The sequence below is a fragment of the Chitinophaga sp. YIM B06452 genome (genome assembly GCF_039655965.1).
Classification (GTDB): Bacteria; Bacteroidota; Bacteroidia; order Chitinophagales; family Chitinophagaceae; genus Chitinophaga.
In genome coordinates this window covers 888657-910990 of sequence record NZ_JAWLKY010000002.1, presented here as the reverse complement: position 1 = coordinate 910990, position 22334 = coordinate 888657, and the positions used below count along the sequence as shown (strand labels likewise).

Sequence of the window (22334 nt, the reverse complement as noted above, 5' to 3'; positions counted from 1 at the left end):
ACCTATGCGGTTGTTCATCCTCGTCATATTTTGTTTGATAACCGGCAACGCTGCCGCTACATCTTCTTTCCTGGCAGATACGCTTAAAAAGTATGAGATCAGGGAAGGGGATACGGCTGCTTATACGCTGAATCTCGCACTGGACGCGGCTGGCAAACCGAAATTTTTTTTCCGGAACATCTTTACCCCCGTGTGCAACACCGGCGAATGCAGGCCGGTGCGCATCAACCTGTACTGGGACCTGCTCGGCAATTATCTCCGCTACGACCTTCCCGGCAGTGAAGTGCTCACCAAAACCGATCACCGCGATTTCAAGGAGGAAGATTACCGCAAGCTGCAGGAAATACTGGCAAAAGAATCTTCCATTTTAGCGGAACTGAAAATGGAAGACCTGGTAGTGAAAGGCACGGAAAACATTTCCGACTCCGCAAACATCCGCACCGGGGCTACATTAAAGACCATCAAAAATGAAGTGATAGAAGGCGCGGTGTTCACCTGTTACACGCTCTGGCATTTCGCGCACGGTGCTACTTCGGCGCAGATACAAAAGATCACGGCGTCGATGGAAACATCTTCCATGCTGCACAGCTTCCTGCGGAGCAATAACCATCACTACCAGTATTGGGCCATGGACAAAGTGATGGACGCGGAAGGAAAAGTGCAGGCCGGTTATGAAGAAGACATTGCAGGCGTCATCCGCGGGAAAAATATTTTCACGGCGCGCTATGCCCTGCAAAAGGTGCACCCGGATTATTTCCTGCCCGCCAAAAGGCAGGCCTGGCTGTGGGGCACTTATGAAAAAGCCGCTTATCCTTTGCAGATGGCCATTCTCAAGAAACTGGCGGGCATACAGGTAAATGATAAGCTCTGCGAAAAGATCGCCGCTTCCGCCACAGCAGGCAACCGTGAACAATTAAAAGCGAAGCTGAAGGTGCTGACCGCCCGCCCGCAGATTCCGGGCAAAGCCCTGAAAAGCCTGGCGGCGCAGCTGCCGCACCCGGACATGGGCGCGGACATCTACGATGCATTAAAGCAGCTGAAGCCGGCGGATAAAGCCGTTCAACAGCAAATGATCCATTATGAAAAGAAAACCGAATGATATGGCAAAAATAAAAATCCTGTTCCTGCTGCTGTTCTTCTCCTCAGCAGCCTTCGCCCAAAAACATGTATATGTGGAGGCGGAATCTTTTTCAGACAAGGGCGGCTGGGTGACAGACCAGCAGTCATTTGTAGTGATCGGCTCGTCGTACCTCATGGCCCATGGCATGGGCCGGCCGGTGAAAGACGCGTCTACCACCGTGAAATTCCCTGCCAAAGGGAAATACCGCATGTGGGTGCGCACCAAAGACTGGGCGCCGTTTCCCACTGGTCCCGGTAAGTTCACGATCAGCCTCGACGGCAAACAAGCCGGCCAGGTAATGGGCGCCAGTGGCGATGATGCCTGGAAATGGTACGATGCAGGCGTGCTGGACATTTCAAAAGATGAAGTGAAACTCGTGATGAAAGACCTCACCGGCTTCAACGGCCGCTGCGACGCGATCCTTTTCACCGACGCGCTGAAATTCACGCCGCCCAATACACTCAAATCCCTCAACGATTTCCGCGCACAGGTGCTTCATACTTCCGCCACAGCGCAGGATGCAGGGCAGTTCGATCTCGTGGTGGTAGGCGGCGGCATTGCAGGTACCTGCGCGGCGATCTCCGCAGCGCGCATGGGCCTGAAAACCGCGCTCATACAAGACCGCCCGGTATTGGGCGGGAACAACAGCTCCGAGATACGCGTGCACCTCAGGGGTGATGTGGACAAAAGCCATTATCCCAAGCTGGGCCGCATCGTACGTGAAATGGACAACGGCGACCCGGGCAATGGTAATCCCAATGGCCAGGAATACGGCGACGACCGGAAGATCGCTATCGTGAAAGCGGAAAAGAACCTGAAGCTGTTCCTCAACACGCACGTGTATAAAGTGGAAATGAAAGACGGTAAGATCACCGCCGTGATTGGCAGGAATATTTCCACCAACGTAGAAACGCGTTTCACCGGCACTTATTTTTCCGATTGCACCGGCGACGGCACCGTTGGTTACCTGGCAGGTGCAGACTTCCGTCATGGCCGCGAGTCTAAAGCGGAAACCGGCGAATCGCTGGCCGCTGAGAAGGCAGACAGCTTTACGCTGGGTACTTCCAACCTCTGGGCTTCCCTGGAAAAAGACACCGTTTCCAGCTTCCCCGAAACGCCCTGGGCCCTCCAATTCTCCGATGAGTATCATGTAGACGAAACAAAAGCAGACTGGGAATGGGAAACCGGCTTCGGTAATTTCAACACCATCACCGATGCGGAAAAGATCCGTGATCATAACCTGCGTGCTGTTTACGGCAACTGGTCGTATCTCAAAAAGAACAAGCCTGAGAAATACGCCAAACGCGAGCTGGCCTGGGTGGCCTACATCGGCGGCAAACGCGAATCCCGCAGGATCATCGGCGATCATATACTCACGCAGATGGACATCCAGGAAGGTAAACTTTACCCGGACGGCACCGTTACCGCCACCTGGACCATCGACCTGCATTTCCCCGACGAAAAGAACAGCAAATATTTTGAAGGGCAGGAATTTTTTGCCAGCACGAAACACATCAGGGTGGCGCCTTACACCATCCCGTACCGTTGCTTTTACAGCCGCAACATCCCGAACCTGTTCATGGCCGGAAGGAACATCAGCACCACGCACGTGGCCTTCGGCAGCACGCGCGTAATGCGTACCTGCGGCATGATGGGTGAAGTGGTGGGCTTTGCGGCCGCGGTGGCAAAGAAATACAATACCACGCCACGGGGCGTTTACCAGGATCACCTGGCTGAGCTGATGGCGATCGTGAAAGACGAAACACCGCCAGGGCAGACCCTGCAAAATCCTCCCGCCGGCAAATGATGTACCTGGCCGCGATATGGATGCTGCTGCAAAGCGGCCCGCTGCTGAAGCTGGAAGGCTTTGCACAGGGCACTACCTGGCACATCGCATATGAAGACGGCCTTCAGCGGAACTTTAAGAACCAGGCGGATTCCATATTCCATGACATAGACAAGGCACTGTCTACCTACCGGGCTGATTCCGAGATATCGTCCTTCAACCAGTTCGACGATTGGCGGTTTCAGTCCGGTCATTTTTACAAGATACTGCAATATTCCGCCGCTGTCTATAAGGCTACCAACGGCGCATTCGACCCCACCGTGATGCCGCTGGTGGAAGCATACCGCCAGGGCAAACGCACCGGGCAGGACTGGACGAAGAAAGCTGATTCGCTGCTGCAATACGTCGGCTTCCAATACATCCAATTCAACAACGAAACAGTCCGCAAGATCAAACCCAACGTGCGACTGGATTTCGACGGCATCGCGCAGGGCTACACCGTGGATGTGCTGGCTGCTTACCTCGAAGAAAAAGGGACACAGCGTTACATGGTGGAAGTAGGTGGCGAAGTACGCTGCAAAGGAAGTTGGGAGATCGGCATTGAAGATCCGCAGCAGCCGGGGAAAGACCTGTTCCGCATCAGGCTGAAAGATGCAGCTGTGAGCACCGCAGGTAATTATCAAAATTTTTATACAGCAGAAGGCCATTCCTTCGGCCACATCATTCACCCCAAAACCGGCTATGCCCGGCCAGATTCGCTGTTGAGCGCGACCATTATCGCGCCGGATGCAGTTATGGCTGATGGTTTTGATACGCCCTGCCTCGTGTTGGGATTTGAAGGCAGCAAACAGCTGTTACAGCGTGAACCGTCCCTGCAGGGCATTCTCCTCTACAGGGATCAAAGCGGCCATACGGCTGTTTATATGACCGATGGCATCAAAGCGCTGGTGGTACGGTAATTGTGTTTGTTCCCACATGAAACAGCCTATTTTATACATCGTTGGCGCCTGCCTGTTAACAGCCTGCGCCGGCCGCCAGCAGCCGCAGCATATGGATACTGTGGCCGTAGCACCCACGGAAGATTCCGCCCTGCAAACCACTGGCGCCAACCCGCCGGCCATGAGCACGGAAGAGCAGGAGTTCCGCACATTCTTCTCTTCCCTCCGCGAACTGTCTGACGGTACGCACGACACCATTTTGCGCAGCATGGTCAATTTCCCGCTGCCGCTGGACACCGTGAAGAAAACCATGGCAAGAAAAGATTACCGCCGGCTTTTCAGCGCCGAAATGCAGCACAAACTACACGCGGTAACTGATGAAAATATTACCAGGCTTGAGGATAATCTGCCCGGTGAATATTACCAGCGCCTGAAAAGAATGACGGACAGCGGCACGGCCATGTATAACGTACAGCTGCAGGATACCGCCCTCATTTTCGGCAAAGTGAACGGGCAATACAAAGTGATAGCGCTCAAACGGTAGTTTTTGTATATTGGGCGCATGAAAATTTTTCGTATCAGCTTTGTAGCTCTCCTGTTGCTCTCCGCTATCAGCAGCGTAGCGCAAAACACCCTGCCGGACTGGGCGATGGGCGGTTTTGTGCGCGTCCGCGGAAAGAATCCCGTTATCTCACCTAATGACAACACTTACTTCTGGTGTCCCATGCAAAAGGATTCCATTGCCTGGGAATCCAACGATACCTTCAATCCCGCCGCCGCCGTGATGAAAAAAAACATCGTGGTGCTGTACCGCGCCGAAGATAAAAGCGGGCAGGGCATCGGCAAACGTACTTCCCGTATAGGCTATGCCGTTAGCCGCAACGGTACCGATTTCACGCGCAGGCCTACGCCTGTGTTCTACCCTGATACAGACAGCCAGCAGAAATTCGAATTCCCCGGCGGCTGCGAAGACCCGCGGGTGGCTGTTACCAGTGACGGACTGTATGTAATGCTCTACACCCAATGGAACCGCAAGGTAGCGCGGCTCGGGGTGGCCACCTCCCGCGACCTTATCCATTGGGAGAAGCATGGTCCTGCTTTCGAGGATGCATATGATGGGAAATTCCTGGAACACTGGAGCAAATCCGCTTCCATTGTTACACAGGTGAGGCAGGGCAAACAGGTGATCACCAAAGTGAATGGAAAATATTTCATGTACTGGGGCGAGAACGCCGTGTATGGCGCCACTTCCGATAACCTGCTGGATTGGGCGCCTATACTGGATGATTCCAGCCGCCTCAAGCCGTTCATAAAGCCCAGGAGCGGGTATTTCGACAGCGACCTTACCGAATGCGGCCCGCCCGCAGTGATCACAGATATAGGCATCCTGTTGCTGTACAATGGCAAGAACAACGGCGGCAGCAGGCGCGATCCCCGTTTTAACGCCAACGCCTACTGTGCCGGGCAGGTATTGTTCGATAAGGAAGATCCCACCAAACCCATCGCCCGCCTGGACGTGCCGTTTCTCCGGCCCATGGAGGCCTTTGAGAAAAGCGGGCAGTATAAGGACGGAACGGTGTTCATCGAAGGGCTGGTGTACCATCGCAAAAAATGGTACCTGTATTATGGTTGCGCGGATTCGCGGGTGGCCGTGGCCGTGTTCGACCCGAAACATCCCGTTGCCGGCGATCCCGTGCCCGCAAAGTAAGGAACAGCCCGGTCCCCGCCGCTTATCATTTGCCGCTTGCATAAGCCGGATAATTGCCTAGTTTTAGCATACTATCTTATAACCGATCGTATGTTAAAATTCAATGCCCTCCTTTGCCCTTTAGTACTGGCCGCCGGCTTGCTGCACGGCCAGCAGAAAATGGATTTCGAAAAGTATGAGCCGGTTTCAACCCTGGTTGTGCCGGAGCACCCGCTCAAAAAAGCGAAATTCCCTTTTATAGATGTGCATAATCACCAGTGGGGCATGGGCTCCGGCAGCCTCGACAACCTGACCAGCCAGATGGACGCGCTGAACATGAAAGTGATGGTGAACCTCAGCGGCGGCAACGGCGCAGGGCTCAAAAAAATGACGGACAACGTGAAAGCCAATGCGCCCAAGCGTTTCATCATATTCGCCAATATCGATTTCAGCGGCATCGGCGAAGAGGGCTGGACGGCCAAAGCCGTGCAGCAGCTGCAGGAGGATTACGATGCCGGCGCGGGCGGCCTGAAAGTTTTCAAGAACCTGGGCCTCAGCGTAAAGGATAAAAGCGGCAAACGCATAACGGTAGACGATCCCCGCCTGGACGCTATCTGGAACAAATGCGGCGAGCTGAAAATGCCCGTGCTCATACACACTGCAGACCCCAAGCCTTTCTGGGACGATGTGGACGATCACAACGAACGCTGGCTGGAACTGGTCACCCATCCGGGCCGCAAAAGAGGGGCGAATAATCCTGCTCCCTGGGAAACCCTCATCGAAGAGCAGCACCGCATGTTCAAAAAACATCCCAGGACCACTTTCATCAACGCACATTTCGGCTGGTATGCCAACGACCTGGGACATCTTTCCAAACTGATGGATGAAATGCCCAATACCGTCGTGGAATTCGGTGCGGTGATCGCAGAGCTGGGCCGGCAGCCTAAAATGGCCCGGCAGTTCTTCGAAAAGTACCAAGACAGGATACTTTTCGGCAAAGACTCCTGGCAACCCGAAGAATATGCCACTTATTTCCGCGTGCTCGAAACGGCGGACGAATACTTCCCTTACCACAAAAAATATCACGCCTTCTGGCGCATGTACGGCATGAACCTGCCGGACGACATCCTGCGCAAGATCTATTACAAAAACGCCCTGCGCATCATTCCCCGGATCGATAAATCGCTGTTCCAGTAATGCATTGAACTGCAATAACCGTAAATTGCAGTATGCAGTATAAAATGGCAAACCCCGTAAAGGGCACGATCGGTGAAATAAAATACCGCTGCCGCATCGAGTGGCGCAACGGAACCTTTGTTGCAGATGAGCCGCCTTCCGCAGGCGGGCAGGACGAAGGGCCCGATCCTTTCACGCTTTTCCTTTCCTCCATCGTGTCGTGCACGCTGGCTACGCTCCGCATGTACATAGACCGCAAGGGCTGGAACATTCCCAACCTCGCCATGAACGCCAACATGTACCAGGTGACCCGCAACGGGCGGCTGGTAACGCATGTAGACAAAGACCTGTATTTCCTCAGCCCGGTATCCGATGAGCAGCGGGAGAAGCTGGTGAGCATCGCCAAAGCTTGCCCCGTATCGCGTTTGCTGGAGGGCGATATTATCCTCACCACGCTGGTGGGCGAAGGGCCGGAAGCCGCCCCGGAAATGCTGGCCCGCAATCAACTTGATTCCTGATTTAAACCGAAAAGATATGGCCGGAACTTTTGAAAAGATCAAACAGGCGTACAAGCTGTTCAAATCCATCGACTTTGAAAAGCTGGACAAGCTGTCCCGCAAGGTAGACCTGCAAAAGGTAATGGACGGGTTCTCGAAGCTGGACGATAACCAGTTGAAGGGCCTGATGAAAATGATGGATGGCGGGCAAAAGAAAAAAGAACTGCCGGAGATCAACGGTGATTTTTACGAGCTGCACCTGCGGCTGAGTGAAGAAGACAAGGCTGTTCAGCTGAAGGTGCGCGAGTTCATGGAAAAAGAGATCAGGCCGCTGGTGAATAATTACTGGCTGCATGATGAGTTTCCCTACGAAGTGATCCCCAAGTTCGCAGAGCTGAACCTTTGCGGCGTAACGTATAAAGGCTACGGCTGCCCCGGCAAGTCGTTCCTCATGGAAGGCATCATTGCGATGGAAATGGCCCGTGTGGATTCATCCATCGCTACTTTCTTCGGCGTGCAGAGCGGCCTGGCCATGGGTTCTATTTACATGTGCGGCTCCGATGCGCAAAAAGAAGAATGGCTGCCCAAAATGCAACAACTGAAGGCAATCGGGGCTTTCGGGCTCACGGAGCCGGAAGTGGGTTCCGGCGCGGCCGGCGGGTTAACGGTAACGGCAAAACGTACTGCGGATGGCTGGGTGCTCAACGGCCAGAAAAAATGGATCGGCAATGCGCCGTTTGCCGACGTAACCATCATTTGGGCGCGCGACCTGGACGATGGCCAGGTGAAAGGTTTCCTTGTGCGGAAAGGCACGCCGGGTTTCACCGTGGAAAAGATCAAGGGGAAAATGGCGCTGCGCATCGTGCAGAATGGCCTGATCACGATGAAAGACTGCGTGGTGGAGGAAAAAGACCGGCTTCAGAACGCTAATTCCTTCAAAGATACCGCCCGCGTGTTGCAGATGACCCGCGCCGGCGTGGCGTGGATGGCGGTGGGTTGCGCGCGCGGTGCGTATGAGAATGCGCTGGACTATACCCGCAAACGCAAACAGTTCGGCAAGCCTATCGCATCGTTCCAGCTGATACAAAACCATTTGGTGGAAATGCTGTCTAACCTGACGGCGATGCAATCGCTGGTATTCCGCCTGTCTGAACTCCAGGACCAGGGCCTGCTCCGCGACGAGCATGCTTCCCTCGCCAAAGTATTCTGCTCCCTGCGCACGCGCGACATCGTGAGCAAGGCGCGCGAGGTGATGGGCGGCAACGGCATCCTGCTGGAATACGATGTGGCGCGGTTCGTGGCCGATGCGGAAGCCATCTATTCTTACGAAGGCACCAAGGAGATCAACTCGCTGATCGTGGGACGGGCGATTACGGGATTTAGTGCGTTTGTATAATTTTCAACATAACCAGTATTGTAATAATGACGCCTGTGCAAGCAGGCGTTTTTTGTCCCGATGCACCCTTCCATTTGTCGCATCTCACCCCCGGCTATACACGGCGCCGGGCTTAATTTTACCAATACAATCTTTTTTATGAGCACATTACCCAAAATAGGAGAGAAAGACCCAAGGTATGAAGTACTGAACCGCCGCGGGTTCAACAAACGGTTTACCGGCAAACCGGAATATTTCAAACTGGCGGAAACAGTGGAGGATGTAGTGGCGGCAGTGCAGGAAGCGGTAACCGAAGGCAAACGCCTTTCCGTGCGCAGCGGCGGGCATTGCCTGGAAGGCTTCGTGGCGGACCCTTCCGTACAGGTGTTGCTGGACATGAGCCTGATGACAGGCGTATATTTCGACGAAGAAAAGAAAGCCTTTTGCATAGAAGCAGGGACCCTGCTGGGCGAAGTGTACCGAAAATTGTTCCTGGGCTGGGGCGTACTGATACCCGCGGGCGAAAGCCCGCTGATTGGCGCCGGTGGCCATTTCCAGGGCGGTTGTTTTGGTTTTTTATGCCGTGAGCATGGCCTGGCGGCTGATTACCTGTATGGGGCCGAACTGGTAGTAGTGAATGAAAACAAAAAAGCCCATACGATAGTGGCCACGAGAGAAGAGGATGATCCCAACCATGAACTATGGTGGGCGCTTACCGGCGCGGGCGGCGGCAATTACGGCATTGTTACCAAATTCTGGTTCAGAACTCCCGGCGTGAACAGCGATAACCCTGCGGACCTTTTGCCTAAAGCGCCGGCGTCCGTGCATTTGTTCAGGGCAAACTGGAACTGGGAAGGTGCGGACCAGGCCGCATTCAGCCGGTTGGTTAAGAATTATTGCGATTGGTGTGAACAGAACAGCAAGGCCGGCACACCTGAAGCTACGCTTTACAGCCTGTTGATGCTGCGCCGCTTGCAAACCGGTTCGTTCGGCATGATCGGCCTGTGCACTGCAGGGCCCGCGGCGGCGGATATTTCCAGGAAACACGTGGAGGCGGTGAACGAAGGCACGGGCTTGCAGTTCACCTACGAAACCGAAGAGCTTTCCTGGCCGGCATTCGCCTGTAACCCTTTCCCGGAGCTGTTTGGCGTAGGTATGGATAATGCGCGGATGCAGGGGAAAGATGCTTTTTTCCGTAAAGGACTAACCGCAGAACAGATCAACGCCGTTTACAAACACCTCACTACCACTGAATACAACATCATGGGCGCCATGTTCGGCATGGTGACCTACGGCGGCAAAGTGAACACCATTGCGCCGGATGCCACTGCCACCCCGCAAAGGGATTGCATCATTTCCTCGGCATGCAGCGCGGGCTGGGGAAGCAAGGAAGAAGAGGCCGCGCATATAGCATGGAACCGCAGTCTTTACCGCGAGCTGTTTGCCGCAACCGGCGGTGTGCCGGTACCCAATGAACAGACAGACGGTGCGATGATCAACCACCCTGACGCTGACCTGGCCGACCCGGCCTGGAATACGTCAGGCCTGCATTACAGCGCATTCTACTGGAAAGGGAATTATCCCCGTTTGCAAAAGGCAAAGATGCGCTGGGATCCTTTGAACATTTTCAGGCATGCGCTTTCCATTCAGCCGGTTAAATGATGAGTTAAACGATATGCAAAAAAAGCTGCCTTTAACGGCAGCTTTTTTGTTATGATGGAATGGCGTGAGATCAGGGGGTGGGAGGCATCTGGCTCATATCCATGTAAACCATTTCCCAATGATGGCCATCCAGATCGTCGAAGCTCACGGAGTACATGAAACCGTGATCTACCGGCGCATTGGGCGTGGTAGCGCCGCCTGCTACGGCTTTCGCCAGCCATTCATCCACTTCTTCTTTCGAATCGGCGTTGAGGGCTACTATCACTTCAGATGTTTTAGTGGCGTCTGCAACGGTCTTTTTGGTGAAAGTCTGGTAGAAGTTATTGTCCAGCAGCATTACGAAGATCACATCGCTGATCACCATGCAAGCGCCTTGTTCGTTGGTGAACTGCGGGTTGAAGCTGTAGCCGAGCTTTTGGAAGAAATCCATCGACCGGGGCAGGTTTTTTACCGGGAGGTTTACAAAGATCATTTGTTGTTTTGCCATGATAGTGTGCTTTTGTATTGCAGCACAAACTTACGGCGGATAATTAAATTCCTGCATGGCTGAAAACGACAATCTGCGGGGTGTATCCCGACAAAAACTATCCAAACCGTAACAGCCGCGGGAGGCAGGTTACATTCCTGACAGGGCGTGCTCGATAACAGGCGCGGCAAGCTCCCGGTAGTTGCCTGCGGCGGGCAGGCCCATCCTGGAGGCGATGAGGGCGTAGATGTCTCCCGGTTCCCGGCCTTCCCGGCGCAGGTAACGGATGGAGGTATCGCCTGCTGATTTGGACAGTTTGCGGCCGGGATCGTCTGTAAGCAATGTATGGTGAAAGAAAATGTTTTTCGGGAAAGAAGAACCGGGCAGCAGGCGAGCCAGGTAAAGCTGCGCCAGTGTTGAATCCCATAGGTCCTGCCCGCGTACGATGAGGTCTGTATGAAAATGATCATCGTCTGTCACGGAGCTGAGCTGGTATGCCGGGAAGCCATCTTTTTTTCTTACCACGAATTCTTTCATGGAAAGCGGGAGTGTGGTTTGAATGGGCTTTCCGGAGAGTGTTTGTACTGTTAATGAAATGCTGTGATCTGTGCGCAGCCTCCAGCTTACGCCTGGTTCATCGAGAGGGATGTTATTGCAGTTGCAGGGTTTGGCGGATGCAAGCTGCGAGCGGGAACAGGCGCAGGCGAATACCTGGCCGCTGTTGCGCAGCTGTTCCAATGCGTTTTCATACAAAGGCATACGGCGCAGCTGGGAATAATGCTGCGAAAAGTCCTCCGCGTTGGCAGGCCCTTCCTGCCAGGGGATGCCGAGGAAATGCAGCGTGTCGAAAATATCCCGGATGTATTCAGGCGTTACGCGTTGCTGGTCCAGGTCGTCTATACGCAGCAGCACTTTTGCGCCGGTGCGCTCTGCCAGCGCGGCGGTGACAGCGAAAGAAAAAACATTGCCCAGGTGAAGAAACCCGCTGGGCGTAGGTGCGATCCTGGTCCTGGAAAAATTCATCGGCAGCATTTATAACAATGCAAAATAACAGTTTGTCCTGAATTGCCATCAAAGTTGTCGTTACCACCCACCTTTCAAACCGGCGGATAGCAGGATATTTGTAAAAAAAAGAACAGCATATGGAAGCAGATATCAGGATCGCAGCAGACGCGGCCATCGCGGAAATGGCGCAGCTCTTAGCCTCCTGCAACCAGCAGCAGGCCAACCAGGTACCTTTCACCGGCAGCTGGACGGCCGCGCAGGTAACGGAACACATGCGGATGTCTATAAGCGGATGCGTAGAACTCCTGCAAGGTGGAACCAAACCCACCACGCAACGCGCGCCGGACGAAAAGGTAAAGGATCTCGCCGTTTTCCTCGACATGGACCTGAAGATGCAGTCGCCCGATTTCGTCCGCCCGGAAGAAAAAGAATATGATAAAGATGCGCTTGCCAAAGAAATGGAAAGGCTGCGCCGCGAATTCAACGGCGCCCTCGGCGGCAAAGACCTGACCGAAACCTTAACTGGCTTCGATTTCCCGTTCCTGGGCCAGATGACGCGGCTGGAGTTGGTGCATTTTGTGGCGTATCATACGCAGCGGCATAATAACCAGTTGCGGAGGATTATCGGGAGGTTGAAGGGTGTGGAGGCTTGATGACGGTAACGCCTATAGTAAAATATCATGCGTCGCCACCACCGCCGGCGGCAGTTCCGTTTCTCCCAGCATCTCCCGCAGATCAAACTCGATATTCCGGCTCATAGCGGTAATCGGTATATCGTTCGGGCCGCCTTCGAAAGGGTTTTCCGTGCTTTCGCCCACCTGTTCCAATGAAGTGAACACCCAGCCCACGATCACGCTGAAAGGAATGCTCAGCCATACGCAGTTCGGGCCCAGCTTCGCAAATTCATTCATGATGCCAAGCGGCAGCAACACTACCAGCAGGCGGATGAAAAACAGGTTGATGCTGGCAAACTGCCGGGGATAAGGATAATTTTTGATCCTTTCACTGCGGCCCTGTTCATTGTACAGGTCTTTGAGCGTGTTTTCCAGTTCAATATAGCACAACATATCTATATGGCCTGCTTCCTGTAACTCGCGCAGGTGGGCGGATTGCAGGGCGATGATCTGCGCCGCGGGGTTTTTGGTATGCGCGATCTTTTCCCATTCTGCGGGATCAATGTATGGGGCGATATCGTCTGCCAGTTTGTTTTCCCACTCCGGCACCTTGTAGTATTTCCGGTATTCGATGTTGTAAGGTTTCACTTTCACATTCTCCCAGCGCCGCGATTCGCGCAGCTGGAAACGCAGGGCCGTAAGCCAGGCAATGTGCCTGTAGATGAGAATGCGGTGAAATTGCGCGGCTTCCTGCCGGTTGGCGGAGCGCACAAAATCTTTCACCATAATGCCCCAGCTGCGGCTCACGTTCACAATGCCGCCCCAGATGATGCGCGCTTCCCACATGCGGTTGTAGGTCTGCGTGTTCTTGAAACCCACGATGAAAGCAGCGCCCGTACCTACCAGCGCCACCGGCACCCAGGGCACACCCAGCCATTTCCAGCCCACTACTTCGTAGAGTATAACGGGGATGGTGGAAATAACAATCAGTGCGTAGATGTTGGTTCGCGTCCAGAGGACGAACTCTTTGAAGCTGTAATTGCTGCCTGCATTCATGCCAATAAATTAATGAATTTATTTGTCTTTCTGCAGCTTCTTCATGAACACGGGCGCAAAGTCAAAAGTGAGCATGCCGCGGAGATCGTTGTCCGGGAGGCCTTCCACCTTCTGGTCTATCTTGTAATATTCAAGGCCGAACTTTACCATATCAAAAAAGGTGAGGCGCGTGAGCATGCCGTACATGTCTGGAGAACCGGCGTTGAACGGATCCTGCTTGCCGTAGTTGAAAGTGGCGTCCAGGCCGGTGCTGAGCGGCAGGGGGAAGCCGGGCACATTGAACTTACGGGAGAGGGCGAGGTTGCTCCTGAAATCGAAAGCCCCCGGCTGGTCGCCGGCCGGCAGCAAGCCACCGCCCGCGGCGCCGAGGGAGAATTTCCATTTGTCGTTGTCTACGAGGTTGAATTGTGTAGCTGCGTTGATACGGCCCCGGTAGGACTCCTCTGCGCCCGGCCGGTAGTCCAGCTCGCCGGTGAGCTGCATGAGGCTGAGCGGGCCGAAATTCCGCAGCATAAATCCTGCCCTGCCGTATGCTTCCAGTGCATTGGAATCGTCGAAGCGGGCGCCGCCTTCCAGCAGGCCGTAATACCCGGCGGCGCCGGTATAAATGCCGCCCATGAACTTGTGTTTTTCTTCGGGCGCAGGCTTGCCATCTACCGGCTCTTTGTGAGAGTAGGAGAAATAAGGAAAGAACTCAAACCCGTTGTATTTCGGTTTGTCCTTTTCATCCTTCGGATATTGGCCCAGCGTAGATGCCAGGTTGAAGCCCAATCCCAGGCTCCATTTCTTTTCTTCCGCTTCTTCGTCGGTGCCGGAATATTTTAATTCGAATTGCTCCGGCGCATCGAGGAAAGGAGATTTCCACCGTTTGTCAGGAATATTGTTCAGCATGAACGGCCGTTTAAAACCGTAAGGCTGCTCGGTGAACTTGGCGGTGGCCGGGCCGATCAGCGATGCGAAATCAAGCTCGCTGCCCATCAGCGCATTCAGCCCCACCATGCCGCCCTGCAGCAGCGCGCCGGTGATGAGGAAAGTGGCCAGGTTGTCTTTGGCGTATTCCGGCAGCTGGTCCGACAGGTATTTTTTCATATCCATGTGCAGCACGATGGAAGCAAGGCTGATATAAGTGCCCGAAGTGCCGGACAATTGTTCCGCCATTTCAAGGCCTTTTGTAAAATCGATCTTGCCGCCGTACTTCGACATTTCTTTCATCTGCAAAGCATAAAAAACATTCCACAGCGCCATGATCTCACTCGAAAGCAGCTCCTGCCCGAAAGTGGGGTCGAACACGATGCTGGTACCATATTGTTTGGAGCGGGCGTAGGAATCTTTCCAGCGCTTGGGAAACTGGAAAAGCACATCGTCGAAAATGCTGTAGAAAACATGCGGTTTCTCCGGCGCGGCTTCTTTCTTCGGCTCTTCTTTTTTCGGTTCGGTGCCGGGCGCAGGCTTTTGCGGCTCCGCTGCTTTTTTGTCGTCATCCTTCTGAATAGTGCCGGGTGCAACAGGCGTGGGCTTGAAAAAAGGATCAGGCATGCCGGGGCCAAAAAAGGGCCTCGATTTCGAAGCGCTGCCTTTGGGGTCAGGGGTGTGAACGGGCTTGCCCATGTGGACGGATTTTTTCGGGGTTATTGCACTATGAATTTCCGAAAAAATATGCAAACTGGACGAAGAATATCAGATATTGCAAACCATATTAATATCTCAGGTACCTATGTTCAGTCATAAAGCAGCATTTATTGCCTTTGCCACCGGGATCAGCATCCTTTTCCTTGGTTTCTTCATCTATTTCGGCACAGAAACTTTCGCCAGGTATTTTGGCAGTAAAACGGATGCACTGGTGGTGATGCCTGCCTTTGACTGTGATAAAAAAGGCCGTTACGGCGGCCCGAAAATTATCGTGGATGTGAATCACACAGCTTATGAACTGTACATTTCGGAAGCCGATTGTAACAGCGGCAGGTACGACAGGGGCAAGATCGTGCAGGTACGGCTGCATCCCTGGAAGAATGATGTGGTTATGGAAAACAGTCACCCGGAACTGTATTTCGGGATCATGTTTTTATTGCTCGTGTTCAGCGTTTATTTTTCTTTTTTTAAAAAGGACAGTGCTGCCAGTTCATCCGGTTCCGCATCCTCTTCAACACCATAAACGGCAAGTAAAAATTATTGCGCCGCCACCGCGGAAGGCGCCATTCCGAAGGTCTTTTTAAAGGCGAAAGAAAAGTGCGAGAGGTCTTTGAAACCTACTTCCAGGTAAACGTCCGAGCTTTTCCAGCCTTTTTCTTTCAGCAGGTAATAAGCATCGCTGAGGCGCTTTTGCTGCAGCCAGCGGCTGGGAGAGGTATGATAGATCTTTTCGAAATCGCGTTTGAAAGTGGCCAGGCTCCTGCCTGTGAGATAAGCGAAGCGCGGGAGGTCTACGTTAAAGCGGTAATGTTCGTTCATATACGCCTCCAGGTCCACCTTGCCGGGCTCGCTGAAATCGAACAGCAGGTCCTGCAGGGAAGGGTTGGTTTCAAGCAGTATCATTACCGCTTCCTTTACTTTGATGTTGGTGAGCACGGGGTTCAGGTCCTGCTCCATGTCCATATAAGGCTTGAGGGAAGTGATGTAGTTGCTGAAGAGGTTATTGGGTGGAAGGGTAGGGATGTTCTCTCCCGTGTAGGGTTTGCGGGAATGGAGATTATGTTCGTTGCTGATGTTTTGAAGGGTCTCTTTATCCAGCAGCACGCTCACGGCCCTGTATTCGCCGTTTGCAGGCGGGCGTTTCACAAACCGCGCCAGCTGGTTCTTCCTGTAAAGGCGGTATTCGCCTTCTTTGAATGTATACTGCCTGCCGCCGGCAAATATCTCCATGCTGCCGGCCAGCAGGTAGCTGAAATAATGCTCCGGTATAAATTGTTCTCCTTCCCGGCTTACGTGGGAATAGCAGGAATATAAAATACCCGGCCTCACATTTTTTTCCATGCGATCATCGGTTTAAATGCAGAACAGCATTGTTGTACAAATCTATGCAACAATGCTGTTCCGGTGAAAAGGAGAATTAAATTCCTTTGGCTTCCGAGATCAGTTTGGAAACCTCAGATTCGAAGAAGTTGCCGGCATCATCTGCGTCCGTACTGATGCTGACGGGCTTCCATTCCGCCAGTTCCGCGTCGCGGGCGGCGTTGGCCTGTTCCAGCATGGCTACGGCTTCGCTGCCCAGCACCAGGTGCACCGGGGGATTAGGGTGTGCGGCCAGGGTGATGAGCACCTGCGCTGCTTTGGCGGGATCGCCCATGGGAATGAACTTGCCGCTGGTTAAAATGTCCTCGATCACGCCGATGGAGTTTTCGTAGCCTTCCACTTTCGGGGCGAAGCTCATGGAATCGCCGGCCCAGTCTGTCCGGAACCCGCCCGGCTCCACGCTTGTAACCCTGATGCCCAATGGGGCTACTTCTTTGGCCAGGGCTTCAGAGAACCCCGCCAGCCCGAACTTGGCGGCCTGGTAAATGCCGAGGCCGGCGTTGCCGATGCGCCCGCCGATGGAGCTGATCTGGAGAATGCGGCCGTGACCCTGTTTGCGCAGGTACGGTAATGCGGCGCGGGTCACTTCAATGGGGCCGTAGAGGTTTGTTTCCAATTGACTGCGCACCTGTTCGGTTGTATAACCTTCCGTTGCGCCGGTGATACCAAAACCTGCGTTATTCACCACCACATCTATTTTCCCGAAATGGGCTACCGCACCGGCCACCGCGCTGTGTACCTGCTGGCGGTCGGTTACGTCGAGCCGGAGGGGAAGCACCTGGCCGGGGTATTGCGTTTCGAGATCTTTCAACTGTTCCGGGTTCCTGGCGGTGGCGGCCACTTTGTGGCCTGCTGCCAGCACGGCGGTGGTGAGGCTGCGCCCCAGCCCGCGTGAACTGCCTGTAATAAACCAAATTTGTGTCATTGCCTGAATTATTTACTGCAAAGTAAGCGCCCATTCGAACAGGCTATTTTGTTCAAAAGCTCAATTTGTTTTGTTGAAAAGCTCATGGTTAAAACTGGCAGTGGTGGCCGGTTTGAGGTTCTGCGTTGGCACGTTGCCGGCTTGCCAGGCATTTCCGCTCATCAATATTCATGTGATCTGTTATGCAATCAGGGCGATTTACTATATATTCAACCAACGCTACAACAAAAAAACCTAATCAACGCCCTATGTCTTTACCATCCACCCGCTTGTGGAGCGCCGGAGAGAAACTCGCGTTCCGTTTCTTTTTTGTCTTCTTCGCGCTGTTTATTTTCCCGTTCCCGCTCACTTTCCTGCCTTATGCCGGCGAGTTATATGAACAGCTGTGGCAGCTGTTCATTCCCTGGGCAGGCGCGCACATCCTGCATCTGCCGGACCCTATCACCATTTTCACCAATGGCAGCGGCGATACGACCTTCGATTATGTGAAAGCAGGTGCCATGCTTGTGCTGGCCGCGCTGGCAGCCCTCATCTGGGCGGTGGCAGACCGGCGCCGCAGGAACTATGATACCCTCCATCACTGGCTGCGCGTCTGGCTGCGGTATTACGTGGCTTACATGATGTTCATTTACGGGTTTGCAAAGATCTTCCATTTGCAGATGCCTTCTCCTTATCTCTCGCAGCTGGTGCAGCCTTTCGGCGATAAAAGCCCGATGGGCCTGGCCTGGTCGTATGTAGGATATTCGAAAGCATTCAGCGCATTCACAGGATGGGCGGAGGTTGTAGCGGGACTATTCCTCCTGTTCCGCCGTACTACCTTGCTCGGCGCTGTTCTATCCGCCTTCGTGACCGTCAATATTGTCGCCATTAATTTTTGTTTCGATGTGCCGGTGAAGCTCTTTTCTTCTTTCCTGCTGCTCGTTTCGCTCTTCCTGATGGCGCCCGACGTGAAGCGCCTGGCAAACCTGTTCATCCTGAACAAACCCGTGCAGCCGAAGGTCTTCCGTACCTACGTGCATAAGCGCTGGATGCGCGTTTCCGCCGTGGTGCTGAAATCGCTGTTTATTATTTTCATCCTGTATTCCCAGATAGAAGGCAGCATGGGAGGTATGAAGCGGTATGGCGACGACCGTGCAAAACCGCCGCTGTTCGGCATTTACAATACCGAGCTATTGGTGCGCAATCATGATACGGTCCCGCCGCTGATGACGGACACCACCCGCTGGCGGCAGCTCATCATACAGTTTGAAAGAAATGCGCAGGTGAAGCTGATGAACGACTCGCTGAAATATCTTAATTTCAGAGTGGATACTTCCCTGAAAACAGCCACGGTATTCAGCCGGGAAGACACGACCCGCAAATCCGTGCTGCATTACACCGCGGATTCCGCTTACCTCACCCTGACGGGCGTGCTCAACAACGATTCCGTGATGTACCGCTTCAGGAAGTTCGATCACCGTTCCTTCAGGCTCCTGAGCCGCGGTTTCAGGTGGGTCAATGAATACCCGTATAACCGGTAAAAACATTCATAAAAAGCGATCATGGAAAACGAACACAACAACCTGCAACCCGTTTTCATGCAAGCTGAAACAGTGCTGGCCGTTACAGATGTAGCGGCCAGTATTGCTTACTGGCATGAGGTGCTGGGCTTTCCCGCAAAGTGGACCTGGGGTACTCCGCCGGTGCATGGTGGCGTATCGTGGCAGGGCGTGGGCGTGCAGTTTTCGCTGCAACCTGAGCTGGCGGCGGCTTCCAGAGGCAATTCCATCTGGATACGTGTAAAACATATAGAAGCGCTGTATGCCATGCACCGGCAACGGAATGTGGAGATCGTTTCCTCCCTCGCCAATCAGCCCTGGGGGCTGAGAGATTATACCGTCCGGGAACTGAACGGGTACTACATCACTTTCGCGACGCCTGTTACCGAGAGAGAAAAAAATCATGCTGTTCTTTCTCCATCCGTGCGCATCATCGCGAGAAAACCTTCGAAAGAGGAATACAGGAGCCTGCAAACCTCCGTGGGCTGGACCGCTTCGCCGGACGATCATAAAGTGGAGCAGGTATTGGCTGCCGCGCTGCATGCCGTCGTAGCGGAAGATGCGCAAAGCGGCGAAACCATCGGCTGCGCATTGCTGCTGGGCGACGACCAGACATTTTATTACGTGAAAGACGTGATGGTGCGGAAAGACTGGCAGGGCAAACGGGTAGGTACCGCGCTGATGCAGGGCATCACCGGCTGGCTGGAGAACAGCGCGGCCCATAATGCCCTGGTGGGGCTGTACACCGGCGAAGGACTGGAAATATTTTACCGGCAGTTCGGGTTCGCGCAGGCATTTGGCATGATCCGTTTCACACCTTCGCCGCCACCCGAGCAATAGTGCACAATTTGCACAAACGATTGCGCATTTTTTGGATTGATTCCTGCCTTATATTTGAATTGTCAACCAGCGATATCCTTGATAGCACAATAGATTAGCACAACTATAAAGTAAAAAAAACTGTCGGAAGAATTATTCACCTGTATACGCGATTAGCCGGTAGTGGCGCGCTGCCACTGCGTTACCTGTTATTTGCTACTCTTTAAAATAAGCACCGCAAACCCGTTATTTGCTACTCTTTATTGATCCAACCTGACTATCCTGCTCCCCGATACCACCAGCCATTACTTGTTTGTACTGAACACGAGTTCGGGGAGGATCTCTTCTGTGTAAAAGTCATCGGACTGCTCTTCGTGCATAGCGCGGATGATCAGTTCCATGGCCTTTTCACCCTGCCTGAAAGGGAATTGTTCCAGCGATGCGGCAGGAGGGAAGGCAATGTAACTTGTTACGGGAAGATTGGCATAACTCGCGAAAATAATGTCCTCGTTCACTTTCACACCGTGCTGCAGCGCATAACGCGCGGCATCCATATGCACATAATCATTGAAGCTGATAATGGCCGTGGGCGGCTTTTTCAGCCTGAGCAACCTCGCCATGGCTTCGGAAGTTTGCTCCGTGGAAAGATCCGTTGTTTCCACCAGCTGCATATCCACCTTGATCTGTTTTTTGGAAAGCGCCTCCATGTAACCCGTAAGCCGTTCCTTGCTGGCGGGCAGGCTGTCCGGCCCGTTGATCAGCGCTATGCGCCTGTGTTTGGCGGCCAGCAGCCAGTTCACCATCTGCACCGTGCCGCGGTGCATATTGCAGAACACTTTATGCGCGGCCTTGAACGGCGGCACCCTGTCGAAATACACGACCGGTATGCCATATTTATGGAGCGATTGCAGGTGATCGTAATTAACGGTGTATTTGCTGAGGGAGATGATCAGGCCGTCTACCCGCTGCTTTTTCATCGCGGCCACGATCTTTTTTTCCTGTTCAGGATCGTCGAGGCTTTGCCCGAAGAGAATAGTATAATCCTGTGCGATGGCGGCCATTTCGATGGCGCTGATGGCGGAGGAGAAAAAATCTTCCCGTATAAAAGGAAGAATAACACCGATGATGGAGGTCCTTTTCTGCTTAAATGAAATGGCCTGTGAATTGGGCTCGTAACCCATTTCGCGGGCGAGCGCCTGCACCTGCATCCGCATTTTCAGGCCAATGCGCGGGTGATTGCCTAATGCACGGGATACGGTAGAGGGCGACACTTTAAGTTTTTCAGCTATATCCTTGATAGTGACAACACTACTTTTCATATCGGACTAAAAGATAGTGAAAATACCGCCAACAGCAATATTATTTTGCCGGATCAAAACCGTGTTGCGACTTCTAATTGTATAAAAAACTACTATTTCCAGTAATTCCCCGGCACGCGGATAACCATTACATTCAGGATAAGGACATTAACCACCCCTGACCCTTCTTTATGAAAACGCTGCTTTACCTCGCCATCATCCCGGTGCTGCTTGCCGGGTGCATCAAAGACCCGCATCCGCCTTTTCCTCCCGGCGAACAATCTGATTTCCTGATGAAACGCGCCACACAGCTGGATGTTTTTGCTTCGGATGAAGAAGGTCAGATCACCACTTATACGAAGTATGTAGATGAATGGGCGTATAACGATCAGCGCAAACCCGTGAGCCGGCGGAGATATTCGAACAATTTCACTTCCAACGACACGAACGATCTCCGGCTGGACCAGCGGGACACGCTGTATTACGACAGCCAGCGCAGGGTGGTCCGCTTCGAGAAGTTCGACCTGCATTACAATAAGATCATTGAAAAGAGCGAATTCTTTTACCGGGGCAACGAAACGCGGATTCACCGGCACAATTCCTACTTCAACCCGAACCCCATGCACGTGGATACTTTCCAGCTCACGAAGAACGAATATGTGTACGGCGATACGCTGTGCCTGCGCATCCACAGCGGCTGGTTCCAGCCCTGGAAAACGGATACCGTCCATTACGTGTACCGCAACGGCAACGCGGCATACTGGTTTAGCCCCGGGGAAGTGGATCATCCTGTCGGGTATGCCGTGTATGACGATAAGAAGAATATTGAGCTTACCTGGAACCTGCCGCAGGGCCATCTCATTTTCAACCTGCCGGTAAGAGGGGAGCCTTTCCCGCTGCCTGACCGCAATAACTGGATCTATAAAGGCCAAAGCCCTGAGAATGCCGGCTACCGCGGGGAGATCACCTACGACGGGAACGGGCTGATAGCCGGGACCTACACGAAAGACTACACCGAAACCACGGTCCGGTTCGAATACATCCGCGCCCGGCCTTAAGCCAGCAGCTCTTTCGCTTTATTGCTGATCAGGTCTGCTATCATGCCTTTGAAAAAGGAAAGGGCAAAAGGCAGGTCGCCTTCGATATCCACGCTTTCAGGTTTCACCTGTATGCCGCCGGATATGTCGAACCCCTTAATGGAGAAGCTGAAGGTGGCATTATTCCCTTCCCAGGTTTCCTTTACATCCGAAATTTTATCCGCCTGCTGTTCCTTCAGGTTGGTCAGCAGTTGCTGTATCCGTTGCTGGGCCTCATCTGTTGAGAGGCTGTGCGGTATGTTCACACTAAGTTTAGACATGGCCTG

Annotated in this window: 22 protein-coding genes; 14 read left to right on the top strand and 8 right to left on the bottom strand. The window is 53.4% G+C overall.

Annotated features, from left to right (window positions below; translation table 11 throughout):
* The first annotated feature begins 4 nt into the window (after nt 1–4).
* The 9 genes from R3I13_RS13430 to R3I13_RS13390 all read left to right on the top strand — a co-directional run bounded on the left by R3I13_RS13430 (nt 5) and on the right by R3I13_RS13390 (nt 10241).
* On the top strand, nt 5–1099 hold the full coding sequence (locus R3I13_RS13430; RefSeq protein WP_346318475.1) for a hypothetical protein: 1095 nt from the start codon (nt 5–7) through the stop codon (nt 1097–1099).
* A 1-nt stretch (nt 1100) separates the two neighbouring features.
* Nucleotides 1101–2927: an FAD-dependent oxidoreductase gene (locus R3I13_RS13425; RefSeq protein WP_346318474.1), complete on the top strand. Its 1827-nt coding sequence runs from the start codon at nt 1101–1103 to the stop codon at nt 2925–2927.
* Entirely contained in the window at nt 2924–3865 is a 942-nt protein-coding gene (locus R3I13_RS13420; protein ID WP_346318473.1) for an FAD:protein FMN transferase, read from the top strand. The genes R3I13_RS13425 and R3I13_RS13420 overlap by 4 nt, the downstream gene beginning before the upstream one ends.
* Nucleotides 3866–3881: 16 nt before the next feature.
* On the top strand, nt 3882–4388 hold the full coding sequence (locus R3I13_RS13415; RefSeq protein ID WP_346318472.1) for a hypothetical protein: 507 nt from the start codon (nt 3882–3884) through the stop codon (nt 4386–4388).
* Between the two features lie 18 nt (nt 4389–4406).
* Entirely contained in the window at nt 4407–5552 is a 1146-nt protein-coding gene (locus R3I13_RS13410; RefSeq protein ID WP_346318471.1) for a glycoside hydrolase family 130 protein, read from the top strand.
* Between the two features lie 90 nt (nt 5553–5642).
* Complete coding sequence (locus R3I13_RS13405) at nt 5643–6728, top strand: amidohydrolase family protein (RefSeq protein WP_346318470.1); 1086 nt, start codon at nt 5643–5645, stop codon at nt 6726–6728.
* 32 nt (nt 6729–6760) lie between these two features.
* Nucleotides 6761–7225, top strand: a complete 465-nt coding sequence (locus tag R3I13_RS13400; RefSeq protein ID WP_346318469.1) for an OsmC family protein — start codon at nt 6761–6763, stop codon at nt 7223–7225.
* Nucleotides 7226–7241: 16 nt separating this feature from the next.
* Entirely contained in the window at nt 7242–8600 is a 1359-nt protein-coding gene (locus R3I13_RS13395; protein ID WP_346318468.1) for an acyl-CoA dehydrogenase family protein, read from the top strand.
* 138 nt (nt 8601–8738) lie between these two features.
* The gene (locus R3I13_RS13390) at nt 8739–10241 is read left to right on the top strand and encodes an FAD-binding oxidoreductase (RefSeq protein WP_346318467.1); all 1503 of its coding nucleotides are present in this window, start codon (nt 8739–8741) and stop codon (nt 10239–10241) included.
* 70 nt (nt 10242–10311) lie between these two features.
* Here R3I13_RS13390 and R3I13_RS13385 read toward each other — a convergent pair whose 3' ends face one another.
* Both R3I13_RS13385 and R3I13_RS13380 read right to left on the bottom strand, forming a co-directional pair.
* Nucleotides 10312–10728, bottom strand: coding sequence for a VOC family protein (locus R3I13_RS13385; protein WP_346318466.1), 417 nt, complete (start codon nt 10726–10728; stop codon nt 10312–10314).
* A gap of 129 nt (nt 10729–10857) precedes the next feature.
* Entirely contained in the window at nt 10858–11730 is an 873-nt protein-coding gene (locus R3I13_RS13380) for a glutamate--tRNA ligase family protein (RefSeq protein WP_346318465.1), read from the bottom strand.
* Between the two features lie 119 nt (nt 11731–11849).
* Between R3I13_RS13380 and R3I13_RS13375 the strand changes: the two genes are divergently transcribed.
* Nucleotides 11850–12365 (top strand): DinB family protein, encoded by a 516-nt coding sequence (locus R3I13_RS13375; protein ID WP_346318464.1) that lies wholly within the window; start codon nt 11850–11852, stop codon nt 12363–12365.
* A 12-nt stretch (nt 12366–12377) separates the two neighbouring features.
* On the opposite strand, the gene R3I13_RS13370 is transcribed toward R3I13_RS13375, so the two are convergent.
* Both R3I13_RS13370 and R3I13_RS13365 read right to left on the bottom strand, forming a co-directional pair.
* Nucleotides 12378–13382: a bestrophin family ion channel gene (locus R3I13_RS13370; RefSeq protein WP_346318463.1), complete on the bottom strand. Its 1005-nt coding sequence runs from the start codon at nt 13380–13382 to the stop codon at nt 12378–12380.
* Between the two features lie 18 nt (nt 13383–13400).
* Complete coding sequence (locus tag R3I13_RS13365) at nt 13401–14990, bottom strand: hypothetical protein (RefSeq protein ID WP_346318462.1); 1590 nt, start codon at nt 14988–14990, stop codon at nt 13401–13403.
* A gap of 106 nt (nt 14991–15096) precedes the next feature.
* Between R3I13_RS13365 and R3I13_RS13360 the strand changes: the two genes are divergently transcribed.
* Nucleotides 15097–15534 carry a hypothetical protein gene (locus R3I13_RS13360; protein WP_346318461.1) on the top strand — a complete coding sequence of 146 codons (438 nt, stop codon included), beginning with the start codon at nt 15097–15099 and terminating at the stop codon, nt 15532–15534.
* Nucleotides 15535–15548: 14 nt separating this feature from the next.
* Here R3I13_RS13360 and R3I13_RS13355 read toward each other — a convergent pair whose 3' ends face one another.
* Both R3I13_RS13355 and R3I13_RS13350 read right to left on the bottom strand, forming a co-directional pair.
* Nucleotides 15549–16352: an AraC family transcriptional regulator gene (locus tag R3I13_RS13355; RefSeq protein WP_346318460.1), complete on the bottom strand. Its 804-nt coding sequence runs from the start codon at nt 16350–16352 to the stop codon at nt 15549–15551.
* Between the two features lie 76 nt (nt 16353–16428).
* Complete coding sequence (locus tag R3I13_RS13350; RefSeq protein WP_346318459.1) at nt 16429–17316, bottom strand: oxidoreductase; 888 nt, start codon at nt 17314–17316, stop codon at nt 16429–16431.
* 248 nt (nt 17317–17564) lie between these two features.
* Here R3I13_RS13350 and R3I13_RS13345 point away from each other — a divergent pair, with 248 nt between their 5' ends.
* Both R3I13_RS13345 and R3I13_RS13340 read left to right on the top strand, forming a co-directional pair.
* Nucleotides 17565–18836 (top strand): DoxX family protein, encoded by a 1272-nt coding sequence (locus R3I13_RS13345; protein ID WP_346318458.1) that lies wholly within the window; start codon nt 17565–17567, stop codon nt 18834–18836.
* A gap of 21 nt (nt 18837–18857) precedes the next feature.
* Nucleotides 18858–19694 (top strand): GNAT family N-acetyltransferase, encoded by an 837-nt coding sequence (locus tag R3I13_RS13340; RefSeq protein ID WP_346318457.1) that lies wholly within the window; start codon nt 18858–18860, stop codon nt 19692–19694.
* A 284-nt stretch (nt 19695–19978) separates the two neighbouring features.
* Here the strand turns inward: R3I13_RS13340 and R3I13_RS13335 are convergent, their stop codons facing one another.
* The gene (locus R3I13_RS13335) at nt 19979–20992 is read right to left on the bottom strand and encodes a LacI family DNA-binding transcriptional regulator (protein ID WP_346318456.1); all 1014 of its coding nucleotides are present in this window, start codon (nt 20990–20992) and stop codon (nt 19979–19981) included.
* A gap of 170 nt (nt 20993–21162) precedes the next feature.
* Here R3I13_RS13335 and R3I13_RS13330 point away from each other — a divergent pair, with 170 nt between their 5' ends.
* Nucleotides 21163–22029 carry a hypothetical protein gene (locus R3I13_RS13330; protein ID WP_346318455.1) on the top strand — a complete coding sequence of 289 codons (867 nt, stop codon included), beginning with the start codon at nt 21163–21165 and terminating at the stop codon, nt 22027–22029.
* Here R3I13_RS13330 and R3I13_RS13325 read toward each other — a convergent pair.
* Complete coding sequence (locus tag R3I13_RS13325; protein WP_346318454.1) at nt 22026–22328, bottom strand: polyhydroxyalkanoic acid system family protein; 303 nt, start codon at nt 22326–22328, stop codon at nt 22026–22028. The genes R3I13_RS13330 and R3I13_RS13325 overlap by 4 nt on opposite strands.
* Between the last annotated feature and the right edge of the window lie 6 nt (nt 22329–22334).